Origin of the sequence: Acinetobacter puyangensis, from assembly GCF_900096995.1 — a bacterium.
Taxonomy (GTDB): domain Bacteria; phylum Pseudomonadota; class Gammaproteobacteria; order Pseudomonadales; family Moraxellaceae; genus Acinetobacter; species Acinetobacter puyangensis.
This window is the reverse complement of the sequence record NZ_OANT01000020.1, coordinates 1-18,410: the sequence shown is the minus strand read 5'-3', so window position 1 is coordinate 18,410 and position 18,410 is coordinate 1. Positions and strand designations below refer to the sequence as shown.

The following is an 18,410-nucleotide window of genomic DNA, read 5'->3' as shown; positions in this document are numbered from 1 at the left end:
CGCTGATGGTAGTGTGGGGTTACCCATGTGAGAGTAAGTCATCGCCAGCTCATTAATTCAAAACCCCCAAGCTGATGCTTGGGGGTTTTTTTATGCAGCGGTTTTTTGTGATAGCCAAAAACTTTAATTACTCAACGTTATACGTAAATAATTAATCGTGGTTTTAAAGTCAAAAGTATTGTAAATACATTTAGAAACAATTTTCTTTGTTAGAGTGCTTTTAGATTATGTCTACTTAAGTATTTTATCGTCTAAAAAGTAAATTATACATTTATAAAAATTTGTATTTCATATTTTGGTTTGTAAAAATTTAATGGAACTACTTATTTTATTTTTGAATATTGTTGTAGATTATAATAATTAATTAATAATAATCATTGGGTTGGGAGGTGTAAAGTGTGTTAGCATTTTTCTGGGGTAATCAAAATTATTTTGTAGTACGTTGCATTTATATATTATTGTAGATATTATTGAAGTAGGCATGATATTTGCTATTAGTTATTTCTTGTGTAGAGTAAAGTTATGAAGTTATCTGTAGGTTTAAAAGTAGCTAATACTTTGTCGCTTACGCCTCAGTTACAGCAAGCCATTAAACTTTTACAACTTTCTTCTCTAGAATTGGAGCAAGAAGTTCAAATTCAATTGGACAGTAATCCATTATTAGAAAAAATTGATGATGATTTTTCTTCAATTGATCAAGAGGAAAAAGTCGATCAATCAACACAAGATGAATTCAAGAATGATAATATTCCTGATGATTTACCCGTAGATACCAATTGGGATGAGATTTATACCAATCAATCTACAGCACTTGCAACGCCAGAATATGAAGAACGTGAAGATAACCGTTCATTATCAACAAGTTTGTCAGATCATTTATTATGGCAAATTAATTTATTACATTTATCAGAAATTGAGCAAATTATTGCCTATTGTATTGTCGATGCCTTGGATGAAAGCGGTTATTTAGATTGTGAAATCGAAGAGATTTTATTTGCGACCCAACATCTACTTGCACAGGCAGATATTCAAGAAGAAGTTGAACTCGATGAAGTCATGGTTGTGTTGAAATATATTCAACGACTTGATCCTGTTGGTGTGGCTACACGGAATTTGGTTGAGTGTTTATCACTTCAACTTGAAAGTTATGACCAAAACTTAACGTTAAAAGAAAATACGAAAAAGTTACTGGAACATGCGAGTTTGTTATTAACCAATGACGTGAATCGTTTAATGAAACAAACTCAATTAAACCTTGAGCAATTAAAGCAGGCAATGGCTTTATTGAAGTCATTTGATCCAGCACCTGGTGCCAAATTTCAAGAAAAAGAGCAGGAATATCAAACTCCCGATGTAATATTGCAAAAGAAAAATGAGCGTTGGCAGGTGTTTTTGAACCCAGATGTTCTACCTAAGTTGCGTGTTAATCCCTATTATGCAGGCATGATTAAACGTGCTGATCAAAGTGCGGATAATCAATATTTAAAAAATCAAATGCTGGAAGCAAAAAACTTTATTAAAAGTATTGATGAACGGCATAAAACCTTATTAAAAGTAGCAACTTGTATTGTCGAGCATCAACGTAATTTCTTTGAGATCGGTGCTGAGGGCATGAAACCTCTAGTATTACGGGATGTTGCAGATGAGGTTGAATTGCACGAATCAACAGTTTCTCGTGTTACGACCAATAAATATATTCTAACGCCGCGTGGTTTATTTGAATTGAAATATTTCTTTTCTAGTCATGTCGGCACATCGAATGGAGGAGAGTGTTCCTCAACAGCGATTCGCGCCATGATTAAAAAACTGATTGCCGTAGAAAATCCTAAAAAACCTTTATCCGACAATGCAATTGCAAAACTTTTGCAAGAGGAAGGCATTGATGTTGCACGTCGTACTGTGGCCAAATATCGTGAGTCTTTAAATATTCCTGCCTCTTCTGATCGAAAAGTCTTGATTTAAAGTTTTAACTGTGATTATTTAGAAGAGTACTTTTGGTACATTCAATCAATAGGAGTTAAACATGGTTAAATGAATTTGCTGGGATCATTGTATCTTTTGCCATTTGATCATGTTTGATGAATACATCATGGGAGGTGGTATTATGCATATAACAATCCGTGGACATCATTTACCAATTACACCTGCAATTGAAGATAAGATAAAAGCACAATTTGAAAAATTAACCAAGCATATCGATCAAGTGTGTAGTATGCAGGTCAAATTACAAAAAGATCATCGTTTAACATCCCGTAGTCATAAAGGTCAGGACAATCATAATGCCGAAGTGATTTTAAGATTACCCGGTAAAGAGCTGTTTGCTCAGGCATCTGCTGATGATATGTATCAGGCCATTACTTTATTATCGGAAAAATTACGCCGTCAGTTGGCACGATATAAATCACTTAAAGTTGCAGCATAGTTTTTGTGGAATAAATAAGGGTGACAGTGTCGCCCTTATTTATTTTCATAGAGTTTTTGTAGTCTGAATCAAACTTATAGTAAACTAATCGGCTTTAGTCGCAGACTTAAATGATTTAGAGACCGCAGCAATGAATAGTGAACAGCTTTCACAAATATTACAGCAAGCCTTTCCGCAAGCCGAAATACATGTTACTGGTGAGGCAGGAAAATTTGATCTTCGGATCGTAGATTCTGAATTTGAAGGTAAAAGAACTGTGGCTCGACAACAGGCCGTATATACACCCTTGAATGAATATATTGCCTCTGGTGCAGTCCATGCGGTAAGCATACGTGCAATGACCCCGGAAGAATGGCGCAAAGCTAGTATGTTTGGAGCATAAGATTGCATGGATAAATTTTTAATTCGTGGTGGCAATGTTTTAAATGGTGAAGTTAAAATTTCTGGCGCAAAGAATGCGGTATTACCGTTATTGGCTGCGACAATTTTAACCGATGAACCGATTACCATCACCAATGTACCCAACCTTAAAGATGTGAATACGCTGATCAAGCTGATTGCGGGTTTAGGTGTCACAATTTCCTATGAGGGTGATACGGTTAAGGTCGATACCAGTACTTTAGATAATCAATTTGCGCCTTACGATCTTGTTAAAACCATGCGAGCTTCTATTTTGGTTCTCGGTCCTTTACTGGCACGTTATGGTCAGGCTAAAGTGTCATTGCCGGGTGGTTGTGCAATTGGTTCCAGACCTGTGGATCAGCATTTAAAAGCATTAGAAGCATTAGGTGCAATCATTGAAGTTGAGGCTGGTTATGTCAATGCGACAGTTGATGGTCGTCTCAAAGGTGGCGAAGTCGTGTTTGACATGGTCACTGTAGGCGGTACCGAAAATATCCTGATGGCCGCTGTTCTGGCTGAAGGGACCACGATTATTCGTAATGCAGCCTGTGAACCTGAAATTACTGATTTGGCAAACTTATTAATTAAAATGGGTGCCAAAATTGAGGGATTGGAAACACATACTTTAACTGTAACAGGTGTTGAGCAGTTACATGGCTGTGAATATCGGGTAGTAGCAGATCGTATAGAAACAGGTTCGTATCTGGCAGCGGCGGCAATTACCGGTGGTAAAATTAAAACCACGCATACCGATCCCAACCTGATGGAAGCGGTACTGGAAAAATTTGAGGAAATGGGTGCCGAAGTGACTCGGGGTGAAGACTGGATCGAACTGGATATGCAGGGCAAACGTCCTAAGGCAGTCAGTTTTCGGACTTTACCGCATCCTGATTTTCCAACCGATATGCAGGCGCAACTTATGGCGGTTAATTCGATTGGTCGGGGCTTTGCAACGGTTTCTGAAACCATTTTTGAAAACCGTTTTATGCATGTCCCAGAATTATGTCGCTTAGGTGCGAATATTCAGGTCGAAGGTAATGATGCCGCAGTGACAGGTGTGGAAAAGTTGCAGGGTGCTCCAGTTATGGCAACCGATTTACGTGCTTCATTTTCTTTGGTGATTGCTGCATTGGCTGCCGAAGGGGAAACTATGGTCGATCGTATTTATCATATTGACCGTGGTTATGAAAATATAGAAGCAAAATTACAGGCATTAGGTGCCGATATTCAAAGAATCAAAGGCGAATAGATCATGCAACAAGATGATTCGATCATGGGTAACTTTGATCATGGCTTAACTTTGGCATTAAGTAAGGGACGGATTTTAAAAGAAACTTTACCTTTATTGGCAGAAGCAGGTATTGAATTACTGGAAGATCCTGACAAATCACGCAAGCTGATCTTTCCAACCACAAATCCGAATGTACGTATTCTGATTTTACGGGCCAGTGATGTACCTACTTATGTAGAAAATGGCGCAGCAGATTTTGGTGTGGCGGGTAAAGATGTATTGATGGAATATGGATCTGAAAATGTTTATGAGCCACTCGATCTGAAAATTGCCAACTGTAAATTAATGACTGCTGGCAAGGTCGGTATGGTTAAACCTCAAGGCCGTCTGCGGATTGCCACCAAATATGTCAATTTAACCCGTCAATACTATGCTAGTCGTGGTGAACAAGTTGATGTGATTAAACTGTATGGTTCAATGGAGCTCGCACCGCTGGTCGGCTTGGGACATTATATTGTCGATGTGGTTGATACGGGCAATACTTTACGTGCAAATGGATTGGAGCCATTGGAAGAAATCTGTAGAGTTTCTTCACGTTTAATCGTCAATAAAGCCAGTTATAAACGCAAGCAACATCTGTTACAACCGATTTTGTCGGATCTGGAACAGGCTGTTCAATCAAGACAAAAGTAAAAATCCATCAAGAAACAGTGTATCAATCACCACAACTGCATAGAAAAAATGTAAAATATCTTTTTTATGTCAACGTGTGGAAAGATTGATGCGCCGTTTGTCAACTCAAGATCAAAACTTTAAACAGCAATTTGCCGACCTGCTAGCCTTCGAAACTGTCAATGATCCAGAACTGTTAAAAACAGTTGATCAAATCATTGCTGATGTTCGTGCCAATGGTGATACACATGTTTTGGCCTTAACCCAAAAGTTTGATCGACATCCAGCCCAACATTTTTCCGATCTGGAATTAACCCAGACTCAGTTAAAAACTGCTTTTGATGGCTTAGACGATGAAGTGCGACAAGCACTGGAAATGGCTGCCAATCGTATTCGGTCCTTCCATGAGGCACAAAAACAGGACGGCTGGACCTATGTTGATGCTTTAGGCAATACACTCGGACAAAAAATTACGCCGCTGGATCGGGTTGGGATTTATGTACCGGGTGGTTTGGCATCTTATCCTTCTTCTGTATTGATGAATGCTGTACCTGCCCATGTTGCGGGTGTACAGGAAATCATCATGGTGGTACCTGCGCCGAATGGTGAATTAAATCCACTGGTTCTGGCGGCTGCTTATCTGGCGGGTGTACATCGTGTCTTTACCATTGGTGGTGCACAAGCTGTGGCGGCATTGGCCTATGGTACGGAAACGATTCCTCAGGTTGATAAAATCACTGGACCGGGGAACCGTTTTGTTGCTGCGGCAAAACGTGCTGTGTTTGGTCAAGTCGGGATTGACATGATTGCCGGTCCGTCAGAAATTCTGGTCTATGCCGAAGGTAAAAATAATGCCAAATGGCTGGCGATGGATGTGTTATCACAAGCCGAGCATGATACGGTGGCGCAAGCAATTTTTATCACCCCTGATGAACAGTTATTGAATGCGGTAGCAGAGGCAATAGAAGAACATCTGGCCAATTTACCTAAAGCCGAAATTGCCCGTACCTCAATTGCCAATCGTGGTGCTTTGGTTCTGGTGAAAGACCGTGATGAAGCCATTGCCTTAATTAATCAGGTTGCACCTGAACATCTGGAATTATCCCTTGATGACGCAGAGCAGATGAGTCAGGAAATCCGTCATGCCGGTGCGATTTTTATGGGTCGTTATACGCCAGAAGCGATTGGGGATTATTGTGCTGGACCGAACCATGTTTTACCGACATCGGGAACTGCACGTTTTTCATCACCATTGGGTGTGTACGATTTTCAAAAGCGGACCAGTTTGATCATGTGTTCCGAGCAAGGCGTAAAACCTCTGGCAAAAACAGCGGATATTCTGGCACAACAGGAAAATCTGGATGCCCATGCCCGTTCAGCACGTTATCGTTATCAATAATTCAAAATCATTTCAGACATTTCCTCTCCGTTTGGAGAGGGCTTAATGTTGGCATAAGAGAATCTAACAAATGACTACTTTTACCGAACAGCAAAAACGTTTCTGGAGTCCGCAGGTGCGTGAGCTTGAGCCCTATGTGCCAGGTGAACAACCTAAAATCCAGAATTTACTGAAACTTAATACCAACGAAAATCCTTATCCGCCTTCGGCAAAAGTGGTTGAAGCTGTCCAATCAGTTTTAGCGAATCAGGCCGATGTGTTAAAACTCTATCCAGATCCTGATGCAACGCTGTTAAAACAGGCGATTGCTAGACAACAAAGTGTGGAAGTTTCACATATATTTGCTGGCAATGGATCAGATGAAGTTCTGGCACATATTTTTAAAGCATTTTTTGTGCAGGATAAGCCTTTACTCTATCCCGACATCAGTTATAGTTTTTATCCTGTTTATAGCCAGTTTTTTGCTCTAAAAACGATTGAAGTGCCATTGACCGAAACTTTCGAGATTAATATTGCCGATTATCATCAGCCGAATGGCGGTGTTATTTTGGCAAATCCCAATGCACCTACAGGACGGGCAGTTACTTTAAATCAAATTAAACAATTGCTAGAACAAAATGCTGATTCCGTTGTGGTGATCGATGAGGCTTATGTGGATTTTGGTGCAGAATCTGCGGTAACTCTTGTCAATCAATATGACAATCTGGTGGTTTGTCAAACTACTTCAAAATCGCGTTCACTGGCTGGTTTGCGGGTCGGGTATGCGATTGCTCAACCGCATTTGATTGCTGCGCTTGAAGCAGTAAAAAATAGTTTTAATTCCTATCCAATAGATCGCTTTGCCATTGCCGCCGCTGTCGCTTCTTTTGATGATCAAGCCTATTTTGAACAGCAATGTGAAAAAGTCATTGCCAATCGTGAGCAACTGGTCGCGCAGATGCAACAATTAGGTTTTGAGATTTTACCGTCCAAAGCCAACTTTATTTTTGCCACACATTCGCAACATCAGGCAATTGATCTTGCCAAAGGTTTACGTGAACAGGGCGTAATCGTACGGCATTTTAATCGTCCACGCATTAATCAGTTTTTACGGATTACCATTGGTACGCCTGAACAAAATCAGCGCTTGATTGACAGTTTAAAACAGATTTTGTAAGAAAGAGATAGGCATAGTTTCTGGATTATGGAAACTATGCTTTATTTTATTCACTATATTGATTTAAAAAATCCAGTAAAGCCGAAACCTTGTCCAGACATTCCTGATATTCGGCATCCGCATCAGATGCTACAGTAATGCCTCCACCTGCCCAGACACTCAATTGATCACCATAACGTTGAATGGTACGGATTAGGATATTAAAGCGTCCGGTACCATCATTATTAAAATAACCCAAGCTACCACAATATGCACCTCGTGCATTGCCTTCCAGTTCATCAATAATTTGCATTGCACGTATTTTCGGTGCGCCGGTAATCGAACCACCAGGCAGGGCAGACAATAAAACCTCCAGAACATTAACACCATCTTTTAATTTTGCCTGAATCTCACTCACCATATGATGAACCTGTGCAAAACTTTCAATTTCAAATAAAGTGGGAACTTTTACTGTACCTGTCTGCGCATAAACACTTAAATCGTTACGCAATAAATCGACAATCATCAAATTTTCTGCTTGATCCTTCTCCGAGTTTGCCAATTGCTGTTTTAATTGCTGATCCTGCTTTGGATCTTGATGACGGGGTAAGGTTCCTTTAATTGGACGGGTTTTTAAGATGCGATTGGGCTGGAATTCAATAAATAATTCCGGTGAGCAGCTTAATAATTCAAAATCTTCAAACTGAATATAGCCAGCAAAAGGGGCTTGACTGAGTTGTAATAGTTCCGGTAATAAACAAGACAAATTACCTGATGTAACTTGGGTAGAAAATTCCTGAGTCAAATTGATTTGATAACAGTCTCCGGCATGTAAATAGTCTTGCACCCGTTGAAAAGCCTGACGATATTTAGTTTTTGACCAGCGTGGCTGCATATTGTTTTTGAGCGTGAAAGGAATAGGTGTTTTAATTTCCTGACAATGTTGTACTTCCTGAATTAAATGTTGAATCACTGGATGATCCATTAAATTCTGTTCTACAAATAATCTCCATTGCTGATCAACCTGTTTGATAAAAATATCATATTCACCAACGATTGCAGCAGGTTGCTGAATGGAATGTCGTTGTTCGATCTGTTGTTGCGCTGCGTAATCATAAGAGATAAACGCAATATATCCGCCCCGAAAGGATAAATCTGCTGTATTTATCTGGTTATTACAAAAGTTCATCTCGAGCAATGGTGTCTGTGTTTGTTCTACATAATGAAAATCTGCTTGTCGATAGAAGCTTTTGCCTTGATCTACAATCTGTAAGTATTTTGGGTAAATGGCAAAAAAAGGCTGATTCTGATCTTGTAAAAAGACAAAGCCAAATTTTTGTAATAGAAGGGGCTTTATCTGAGCAAAAGATATGGATTTATCTAACTGAAAAATATCAATAATCACGACAAACAGTATCAATTTAAAAGGAGATGAATAGTTTACCCTTGTTTCAGCAATTTGCAAAAAATACCGTTTATCGGGTTATGCCAAAACAGCGGTGTAAAAGCTTGATTAAATTGTGTGCCTATTGTAACTTTAGCTGTACAGGAATGATAATTCGTTCTCTATAATTATCTAAAACAATAAACATGGATATTTATAGAATCGGGTTTTTTGGGAAGTAAAAAAACACTCTAGGAGAGTATGTAATGAAATTATTTACAAAAATTGCTTTGGTTTCTGCAATGGCGATGAGTGCCAATGCAATGGCATCTCAATTGCAAGCATTGGATGATGAAACATTAAGTGCAACGACTGGTCAGGATGGTATTCATATTGCAATTACTACACCTGCTACAGGAATTACCATTGATAAAATTAACATCCATGATACCGATGGTATTACAACTAACGATGTAGCTGGTTCAAATCAGACGTCAGCTGGTGCAATTACTTTGGGTAATCATTTTACGACTGGAAATGTATTTAAGTTGGATACCAATGGTGGTGATATTGGTATTGATATTGATGCTGGTTCATCTGGAACAAATCCAACTTTAAATATCAAAGTATCTTTACCTGATGATATTAAAATTACTACAGGTGATATTGGAGTGGCTGTATCCGGTGGAGCATCTACCTATGGTACTGCGGCAACAAGTACTACAAACCATGTCAAAATTCTGGATAGCATGGATATTACTTTAGGAGAATCTGCCTTAAACATCCAGTTAGGTCATGAAGATCAGGGTGCATTTATTAAGCTTACATCTGAAATTGTTGGTGGTTTAACAATTGATAACCTTAAACTTAATGACACTAATGGTAGCAGTGCGTCAACTACTGGTGGTAGCTTATTCGTTCAAAATGTCAAGGTAACTGGTGCAAATAATACATTAGTTGTTGATCTTGATGTTGATATAGATGATAACGGTTTATTTATTAAAAATAATTCAACTGCTACACATGATGTAATCTTGACCGGTGTAAGTGTAGGTACCGGACCAGCAGTTACTGGAACTGCCGGATCATATAGTTATGATTATACTGCTGCAACTGCAAAAATCGGTGATGTTGAATTACTTGGTCTAAATACAGCAGGTACAAGTGTCCGTATTTCCGGTAAATAATTAAAATCTCTATAAAAACTGCTCCATATTTGGGGCAGTTTTTATTTATATAAGGACTTAATAGTAGACGTACATTTTTTTTATAAACGATGTGTTGTAGATACCATCTTGGCAGGTGATGCTATCGTGAATTGATTGATGATTCCAAAGGAAAATTGCTTTGTAAATGATCATTCTCAATTACAAGAGTTTTAATTTACTTATTAAAATTGGGATACTTAAAAACCTTTATTACAAATATATTGTGTAATACGTCACAAAAATATTTTAATTTTATGCAAAATTAATTATATTTAGAGACAGCTAGGTCAATGATTCGCCGGGAAGGTCAGAATATCATTGAATGAGAAAATAGAGTTAGGATGCTCGAAGATGAAAAAAATAGCGATGTCATTTTTTATATTATCCTCTTCGACAGGATGGGCAATGCAGGCAATGGATGATGCGGCAATGACACAAGTGACTGCACAGGACGGTGTATCGATTGGTATTCAGCTTCCGGATTCAACCTTAAGCTTTAACCAGATCAATCTGGTTGATACTGATGGTACAAATGATATGAATCAGGCTGCATCACTGGTCATTGCGCCTACCACAAATAATGCAACTCAAGGTGTTCGTTTTTTTAATGCATTTAATACGCCTACACAACAAGCGATCTCTATTAATATTGATGCCGGTACAAATGCAGCAAATCAAAGTACAGCCAATATTAATGTAGCTTTGCCACAGGATTTAAGTCGAATTCGTATTAATCCATTATCTATTTATTTAGCCCCGGGTAGAGGTGAAATTTTTACTGCACGAAAAGTTGATTTAACCACAACAAATAGTGTTCGTACCAATGTCAGGGAAATTTTACAGATTGGTGAACAGGGTGTGGATATTGTATTTAAATCAGGTGAGGCCGTTGGATTTAATTTACAGTTTGGTCATGAAGATCAGGGACATCTATTAAAGTTTAGCAGTGGTACACTTTTATGCGTAGCAAATAATGCAATGTGTGTCACAGGAGATAGTGATAATGCTAGTAACCCGATTCAGGTTCATAGTGTTGAGGGATCAAGTCTAAAATTTGGTTTTAAATTATCAGCCTCAAATCAAACTACAGGTTTGCGTTTCTATGATCATGATGGGGCGGGTGGATTTAGTGGTTTCTATGGCGATATTGATAGTCAGGGACTTTTAATCGGCGCAGATGGTACGATGGATAAATTTGACCTGACTTTAACCAATATTACTATGGGAGATAAAACAGCTGTTCCCAATACTAATACCTTTAATGGCCTGAACAATGGTTCGATGGGTAATATTGGCTTAACAGGTGTACAGGTGACTGACTTTAAAGCGACCATTCGTGGAATGTAATTTCTTTAATGCCAATTGTGTAATTCAATTTGTCAATGGCATATAAATGGTAAAAAAATTAGTGTTTTTATTCTAAAAAGCAGGTATCTTGTAATTAACTAAAGGGACAGCGTACCAGTAATGGTCGCATAAACACAGGGCTTGGTGATACTACTTATGAAGGATCGCCTAAAACAAAAAAAGAGTTTCTATGTTGCTTATTACGTTAGGTTCCGCATTGATTTACCAATTTGCAACGGATTCATTTGAGGTTGCAGATCAACCGGCCGGTACTGTGTATTACACAGAGGTTCTCGATGGTCGGCAAAATAGTTATACCCGTAATCATCGTGAACCGGTACAAATTACGCCCGCAGCCGTCGATCAATTTCGAGGCATCGTAAGACAAGCCTATGATTATAGTTGTGGTTCGGCAGCATTAACCACCTTATTAAATGGTTATGCAGGAACAAACCTGACAGAAAAACAAACCATGGATGGTTTACTGCGTTATGGAGAGTACGCACGAATTATCGAAAGACGTAGTTTTTCATTACTTGATATGAAGCGTTTTGTCACGGCGTTGGGCTACTCAAGCGGGGGGTATCGAGCAGAATTGAAAGATTTGATTGCATTAGATAAACCTGTAATTGTGCCGATAGCTTATGCTGGATTTAAGCATTTTGTGGTTTATAAAGGCCATTCTGAAGGTCGGATTTATGTGGCCGATCCTGCGTTAGGTAATATCAGTTTTAATGCCGATCGATTTGCCGAAATTTGGGACAATAATACTTTATTCATGATTGAGTTGGCAGATTATCAACAAACTAAAAATGTTCTGGCATTAAGTGAAAATGATATGCGTCATGTCGATGATGCAACAGTGAATAAATTTGCTTTTGTTAATTTGCAATATCCTGAACATAAATTTGAAAAATTGGCTGATAACGCTGCAACCATGCGCAGAGTGCTGGATGCAGTTCCTAATTCAACGAACTATGGCAATTCAACAGATACATATATGCGTATGTATTACAAGCGTAAATAATCGTATGACATAAAAATTATTGAAATAGGTATGGTAGATGATTGAGATTAAATGGATGAATCGAACAGCTTTGGGATTGAGTATCGGATTGATATTTACGAGTCAGGTCTATGCACAGACACAAGTTGCAGAAAATGAAATTTCTGAAGCTGAGAATGCAACTGTAAATGTGTCATCTACACAAGACAGTTCAGCGGCAAGTACACTGAGCTCGAGTTATCAAGAGGCTGAAAATAAGCAGGTCGTTGACGAAACGCCTTCAATGAATGCTTCTTCAACAGCCTCAGAAGCCTTGCAACAACAAGAAGGTGATGCAACACAAAAGGAGAATTTAGAAGAGGTTTTTACTGCGTCCGAACGTCAATATTCACTTTTGAAAAAAGGTTCCTATTCTGGTACCTATGATCTTGATTATACTTATTACCGGGATACACAGATTGATTTGGCTTTATGTGAAGATACTTCTACAGTATGTCGGTTACATATAGAAGACAATGCCAACCATAACCTGACCAATACCTTTACGCTTCAATATGGGGTACTTGATAATCTGACAATTACAGCATCTGTTCCGCTGGTTGCCAAAACCGATAATATTAAAGATACCTCAACTGCGGGATTGGGTGATATTTCTTTTGGCGCACGCTGGGAACCTTTTCCACTAAAACAGGGGCGTTTACCTCTGATTTTATTTGGTAATGTTTCAACAAAAACAGGTGATAGTCCCTATGAAGTGAATGCAATGAAAGATCTCTCAACAGGTAAGGGATATTACTCAGTTGGTGCTGGGGCAAGTACTCGTAAATACATTGATCCTGTAGTGCTGTTTGCGTCGGTATCTGCAAATTATGGGTTTGAAGAAACTGGATTAAATCAGTTACGTGGTTCTCGCGTTCTAGATTCATTTGATCCAGGCATTAGCGGTGGTTTTGCTTTTGGTTTTGCCTACTCTTTTAACTACGATGTTTCGATGACCATGTCGTATCAACAAAGTTTTAATACGGCATCCGAGTTCCGTTTTACCAGTGGTGAATCTTCAAAACCGGCAGATCAAAGTAGTGCGACTCTAGGGGTTTCACTGGGGGTACGAGTTTCTCCAAAAACGATTGTTAATGGCTCGGTCGGAATTGGTTTAACAGAAGATGCGCCTGATGTCAGTTTGGGATTGTCATTCCCTCTAGACTTTTTGGGTTTTGGGCGTAATACACGCTAAGGAGTGAATCATGAAAGCACTCCCATTACAACCGCTTATTGTCGCCTTAATCTTAACCGGTTTATCCACGACCAGTTTTGCACGTTTGGGGCAAAACTTGGCTGTTGACCTAAAATCTCTAAGTCTTGGCAATGCAGTGACTGCTGACCCACCTGGCGTTGCGGCAATTCATTTTAATCCGGCTGGTTTGACCAAAATTGACGGCATACAAGTTGATTTGCAAGGTATTGTTGCCCATTTTGATGTAAAACGAGAGTGGTCGGCACCGGCTGGCTATAATGTTTTTGGTTATTCTGATGATCCATTGGTCTGTAATGATGAATCCTCAAATCCCTCTAGTCTATGTACAGATTATAAGGGAGCCGTCAGAGGTGATGTTGAATATCCTACTCTGTATGTACCTATATTGAAAAAAATGGTGGATTTAGGTGCAGGAATGCCGATTGTTGCACCTACAGTGGGTGCCGCATATCGTGCGCCTGGCTCTAAAATCACCTATGCCAATGCGATATATGCACCATTAATTGCAGGATTTGGTGCCGAAGACGGTAATCCCGGAAATTATATGGGACAACAAATTGCGATTGAACGTGTCACCTATTTATCACCCTCTGCGGCGTATAAAGTTAACGACAATCTTTCTATCGGTGCGTCGGTTGGACTGTCTTATCAAGCACTGGCACTCAATACAGACATGCGTGCACCAAATGAGCTGGTGGGTGTATTGCGTTTAATTCATGAAGATGTCTGCGCACCATTTCTGGAAAATGGTAATATTGTGACCGATCTTTTGCTATTTGGTATGTGTAATGCACAAAACTCGCTAGGTCCATTTGATCAGCTGGCAAAACTGAATATTGCGCTAGAGCAGAGCGTCTCACCGACCTATAATTTGGGTATTCTTTGGGAACCGACCGATGAGTTTGGCTTTGGTATGGTCTATCAAAGTAGCAGCAAAATGCGTTTAAAAGGTAAATACAACATTCAACCAGGGGATGGTGCCCGTGATTTGGTTTCGGCTTTAAATTCCTCTGTTACCGGTCAAATTTTATCGGCAATCTTGGGTTTTCCAAGCTATATTCCAGAAAACGAAAGTGGATTGGTTTCAATGGATCTGGAGTATCCGCAACATTTTCAGGCCGGCATTAAATATAAATTTATGCCTGATTTACAGCTAAACTTTGATGTGAGCTGGACTGACTATAAAAAATGGAATCAATTCAAAATGGAGTTTGACCGCGCAATCAGTGTACTGAGAGTGGCAAAATTATTAACCAATAATATTACCGATAATTCCCTGACCTTACCTGTAGGATTTCAGTCTGCGTGGACATGGGGGATAGGCATACAATATGATGCAACGGATCGTCTGCAACTTAGAGCAGGGTATGAACCACGATCTTCAGCAATTCCCGATAACAAACGTAATCCAATGATTCCATTGAATAATGCACGGCTAATAGGGTTGGGTTTGACCTATCGGTTTGATGAAGATACCGACATTGATTTAACCATTGCACAGTTACGAAGTAAAGATAATATTCCAGCCAACACCAGTAGTCTTGCCAATCAGACAGGCGTTAATAATGTGATTTATAATCCTTATGCAGGGCTGGATATCAAAACCGATCTTAAAGTGCATCTTTTAGGTCTTACGTACCGTACAAGATGGTAAACCATATGATGTGTAATCGTACTATACTTTGTTCTTTATTGATCAGTGGGTCACTATTTCAGTCAGGCATTGCCCAGCAAACTGAAATGGTGACAATTATTGATCCTGATGGTCGTCCGATGATTGTGCCACGTCCGATTGAGGCAACGCCAAAGGTTAAACAAGAGAAAATTGACCAAGACGTCTCTAAAGAAGGTTTTTTTTCTTTCTTTAAGTCTAAAAAAGAAAAAACTAAAGTAAAAATTGTTGAAAATAATGAAAAGGTTAGTGCTCAGAAAAGCAACACTGCAACCATACCCGTTACAGCTGTAATTGAACAACCTATCGTGGAAACAAAAGTATTGGATGCTGTGTCTCCAACGCCTGATCCAATACCTGTCCAGAAGATCCGTTCAGATTCTAATACCTTACAGCAGGTCGGGACGGAATCTATTACTAACACATCGGAGGTGGTGAATACGGTACCAACGGCCAATCAAGAAACAAGTAATTTACCGTATCGTATCATTGATGGTGAAAAATATTACGAATCTGAATATCTGGAATCTATGGAGTTCAATGTAGATCACAAAAAAAGATTTTATCAAATTCCCAATGTTGCGGGTGGGGCAAGCTGGGATGTGCTGGAAAGAGAAAAAGGCGTAGACATGTCCCTATTTCAGTCCGTTGTGACACAAAAAAAAGCCAGTAATGCTGCGGTGGCATTGGGTCTTTATTATAAGGTTTTATCAAAAGATGAAATCTCTCAAGTTTTACCAATTCAATGTGTGGATCAAAAAGTACAAGCAAAAGCTAAAAAATTATTGTCGGATAAACCTCTATCATTGTGGCCCCGTGCACCTTTGCATGATCACTTTGACTATCAATTGATTGCATTGGAAGATACGATTCAAAATTTTAAAATCACCTCTTATGGCAGTAATCAGGTTGATCCTACTTATTATTGGCCCATGGCAATTTTCTTGGATCGCGATGGCTGTCTAATTGAAGGTGCGAGTGCATTTTTCTCAACAGCTTATCCATCCACTATGTTACAAAATGCATCTATCGAAGGTGTTATACATGTGCCGAATCAGAGCAAATTTGTTTTACTGACTGCGCTTGAGCAGGCGGTGGACGTGCCAACATTGAAGTTAAGTAATCAGGGACAAATCAAACTTACTGTTTTACATTAAGTTTTTAGTCATTAAGGAAGAGTGATAAAGAATGAATAAATTTATTTTACCGTTTACTGTTTCTACATTGTGCTTGATGCTGACAGCATGTGGCGGTGGGAGCAATAATATCAATGAAAATCCAACAGTAAAGCCAGAGGATACAACAGCTGTAGGCTGTAAAATTTCCAGCACAAGTGCGTCATGTTTTCCATTTATGCTTGAGTATCCGATTGCCGGTATTCAATATACCTGTAGTAGTGATACGGTAAATACCTTTAAAACACAGGTAGATGAAAATATTGTCATAGGTGGATGTGATAAGAACGATACAGTCACATTTTTCTTAAATGCCAATAATAATGCCCGTGTAGAACTGGGCAGTGTAAAACTGTCTAATCTAGGGCGGACGAGTACTAATGTTAGTCCGGTACATTTGACTCTGCTTGATATGGCAGAAGGCTTAACCGGGCAAGCTGCTACTTCACTTGAACAAAATGATGCGACTGTTAAAGTGGCATTAGAGTTGATTAAAATTTTTCAGGCGATTGGCAATCAAAAAAACAATAGTAATGTGATCGGTGATGTTCAACTGATTACTTTAACGTCTACCAGTTTGGAAGGTTTGTCTGATATTACCCAAAAAGTCGATCTTACTGCATATCAGAATGGACAATATGCAGCAATCCTTAAACCCTGGATTGATGTCGCCCAAATTTCTGATACAGAAGCGCTGGCGGTATTAAAGCAGGCTATTCATATGACTTTAAGCGCAGTGTATCAGGCCGAACCTCCTATTTTAGCAGGGGTAATGGACGGCATGACTGGTTATGCGGGCAGTGGCGATAACCAGAATACTTTATTGGGAACCTTCTTCTTGATGTCGGATCGTCAAGGCTATACGCATGGTTATGGTATTCAGTGGCGTGGTAAGCCGACGCTCACTTCAGAAACCATTGCCAGTGCAATTGATTTAATTAGAAAAGTTAATCCTATATTTATGTATGCTAGTAGTCAGCAAAATTGGATTAGTCCGATCAGTGATCGTATTGCTACAGTAGATAAATTTAAGTTTGTAACCTCAAACAATGAAAGTTTATTTATTAATCAGGGGCGTTTAATTAATGATTTGGTGGCTGCCGGTTCAGAAAATTATTATAAATATATTACTGGTGAGCAAACTGTACCTGCGAATGATCTAGTAAAATGGACCATGAATACAGGCAGTGAAAATTATGCTGGTGGTGTGGATATTATTAAGGCATACCCGATTTCCTATCTCGATCGCCGAGTATTTAGATCCAGCACCAATATTAATTCAGGTGAAAAGTATTATTTTCCTTTATATGCCACATTACGCTTTAAAGGAAGCAATACGCAAACGTTTAAAGATGTGGACTTGGGCATCGTTATTGATGAGTTTGGTGATATCCGTACCGATATCAAAGCAGGTGCAACCGACACAGATATGTCTGGGCAGTGTGGAACGGTTGATTCTGGACAGCTTAATTTGACTGATAATTATGGTGTGACACAATATCGCATTGGTACTTTAACTGCAACCAACTATCAACCCGATCAAAATGATTTGTCAACTTCATTGCGCATCATTCTGGCAGGTTCACATTTTGGTACACTTGAAGGGATTGTTTTGGGCATATCTGGTACCGTGTTGCATTCTGAGGATTCTACGACCCTTCCAACTACCACAGTCGATACAGGCGGTGCCAAAATTAATTTATATAGTTTGTTAAATAATGCCAATGGTAATATTAATTTGACTAACCAAAGTAATAGCACAGCGCAATGGGTCAATATTTATAACTATTATAAGGCGATTTATGCTCAAGCTGCCGAAAATCCCATCTTAACCGATAAAGAAAAAGATCAGATCACACATACCGAGGGTACAGTGAGTATTAGTTTAGCCAGTTGTTATGCGCGTGGACAAGTAAAATCATGATATGTGGATAGATTGTCCTTATTCTATCAATCATTATATCTGTATATCGCTTGATGAAATTGTGATGTGTTGATCAAGTAGACTGTCTAGTCCTGAAATAAGTTGACACTGATTTCAACTATAAAACGCCTGATGAACCTCATTGGGCGTTTTGTATTTTAAGGCAAAGTGAGGTCGC

General features: G+C 39.1%; 15 protein-coding genes. 14 read left to right on the top strand and 1 reads right to left on the bottom strand.

What is annotated here, in order from left to right; genetic code table 11:
• The first annotated feature begins 522 nt into the window (after nucleotides 1–522).
• The 7 genes from CRO21_RS17100 to hisC all read left to right on the top strand — a co-directional run bounded on the left by CRO21_RS17100 (nucleotide 523) and on the right by hisC (nucleotide 7,282).
• Nucleotides 523–1,962 (top strand): RNA polymerase factor sigma-54, encoded by a 1,440-nt coding sequence (locus tag CRO21_RS17100; protein ID WP_097080508.1) that lies wholly within the window; start codon nucleotides 523–525, stop codon nucleotides 1,960–1,962.
• Between the two features lie 142 nt (nucleotides 1,963–2,104).
• Nucleotides 2,105–2,422 (top strand): ribosome hibernation-promoting factor, HPF/YfiA family, encoded by a 318-nt coding sequence (gene hpf / locus CRO21_RS17095; protein WP_097080511.1) that lies wholly within the window; start codon nucleotides 2,105–2,107, stop codon nucleotides 2,420–2,422.
• Between the two features lie 130 nt (nucleotides 2,423–2,552).
• Nucleotides 2,553–2,804 (top strand): BolA family iron metabolism protein IbaG, encoded by a 252-nt coding sequence (gene ibaG, locus CRO21_RS17090; protein WP_097080507.1) that lies wholly within the window; start codon nucleotides 2,553–2,555, stop codon nucleotides 2,802–2,804.
• A 6-nt stretch (nucleotides 2,805–2,810) separates the two neighbouring features.
• Entirely contained in the window at nucleotides 2,811–4,073 is a 1,263-nt protein-coding gene (gene murA, locus CRO21_RS17085) for a UDP-N-acetylglucosamine 1-carboxyvinyltransferase (RefSeq protein ID WP_097080506.1), read from the top strand.
• A 3-nt stretch (nucleotides 4,074–4,076) separates the two neighbouring features.
• The gene (gene hisG / locus CRO21_RS17080; RefSeq protein ID WP_097080505.1) at nucleotides 4,077–4,748 is read left to right on the top strand and encodes an ATP phosphoribosyltransferase; all 672 of its coding nucleotides are present in this window, start codon (nucleotides 4,077–4,079) and stop codon (nucleotides 4,746–4,748) included.
• 76 nt (nucleotides 4,749–4,824) lie between these two features.
• Nucleotides 4,825–6,126: a histidinol dehydrogenase gene (hisD, locus tag CRO21_RS17075; protein WP_171294085.1), complete on the top strand. Its 1,302-nt coding sequence runs from the start codon at nucleotides 4,825–4,827 to the stop codon at nucleotides 6,124–6,126.
• 70 nt (nucleotides 6,127–6,196) lie between these two features.
• On the top strand, nucleotides 6,197–7,282 hold the full coding sequence (gene hisC / locus CRO21_RS17070) for a histidinol-phosphate transaminase (RefSeq protein WP_097080503.1): 1,086 nt from the start codon (nucleotides 6,197–6,199) through the stop codon (nucleotides 7,280–7,282).
• 46 nt (nucleotides 7,283–7,328) lie between these two features.
• On the opposite strand, the gene pabB is transcribed toward hisC, so the two are convergent.
• Nucleotides 7,329–8,660, bottom strand: coding sequence for an aminodeoxychorismate synthase component I (gene pabB, locus CRO21_RS17065; protein WP_378235026.1), 1,332 nt, complete (start codon nucleotides 8,658–8,660; stop codon nucleotides 7,329–7,331).
• 251 nt (nucleotides 8,661–8,911) lie between these two features.
• Between pabB and filA the strand changes: the two genes are divergently transcribed.
• The 7 genes from filA (at nucleotide 8,912) to filF (ending at nucleotide 18,232) form a co-directional block, all read left to right on the top strand.
• On the top strand, nucleotides 8,912–9,832 hold the full coding sequence (gene filA / locus CRO21_RS17060; RefSeq protein ID WP_097080502.1) for a putative pilus system protein FilA: 921 nt from the start codon (nucleotides 8,912–8,914) through the stop codon (nucleotides 9,830–9,832).
• A gap of 372 nt (nucleotides 9,833–10,204) precedes the next feature.
• Nucleotides 10,205–11,200 (top strand): DUF6160 family protein, encoded by a 996-nt coding sequence (locus CRO21_RS17055; RefSeq protein WP_141398146.1) that lies wholly within the window; start codon nucleotides 10,205–10,207, stop codon nucleotides 11,198–11,200.
• A 190-nt stretch (nucleotides 11,201–11,390) separates the two neighbouring features.
• On the top strand, nucleotides 11,391–12,227 hold the full coding sequence (filB, locus tag CRO21_RS17050; protein ID WP_097080500.1) for a putative pilus system C39 family peptidase FilB: 837 nt from the start codon (nucleotides 11,391–11,393) through the stop codon (nucleotides 12,225–12,227).
• 40 nt (nucleotides 12,228–12,267) lie between these two features.
• The gene (gene filC / locus CRO21_RS17045) at nucleotides 12,268–13,440 is read left to right on the top strand and encodes a putative pilus system protein FilC (protein WP_097080509.1); all 1,173 of its coding nucleotides are present in this window, start codon (nucleotides 12,268–12,270) and stop codon (nucleotides 13,438–13,440) included.
• A 10-nt stretch (nucleotides 13,441–13,450) separates the two neighbouring features.
• Nucleotides 13,451–15,115, top strand: a complete 1,665-nt coding sequence (gene filD, locus CRO21_RS17040) for a putative pilus system OmpP1/FadL family transporter FilD (RefSeq protein ID WP_097080499.1) — start codon at nucleotides 13,451–13,453, stop codon at nucleotides 15,113–15,115.
• Nucleotides 15,116–15,120: 5 nt separating this feature from the next.
• Nucleotides 15,121–16,290, top strand: a complete 1,170-nt coding sequence (filE, locus tag CRO21_RS17035) for a putative pilus assembly protein FilE (RefSeq protein WP_097080498.1) — start codon at nucleotides 15,121–15,123, stop codon at nucleotides 16,288–16,290.
• Nucleotides 16,291–16,321: 31 nt separating this feature from the next.
• The gene (gene filF / locus CRO21_RS17030; protein WP_097080497.1) at nucleotides 16,322–18,232 is read left to right on the top strand and encodes a putative pilus system protein FilF; all 1,911 of its coding nucleotides are present in this window, start codon (nucleotides 16,322–16,324) and stop codon (nucleotides 18,230–18,232) included.
• Nucleotides 18,233–18,410 lie beyond the last annotated feature (178 nt).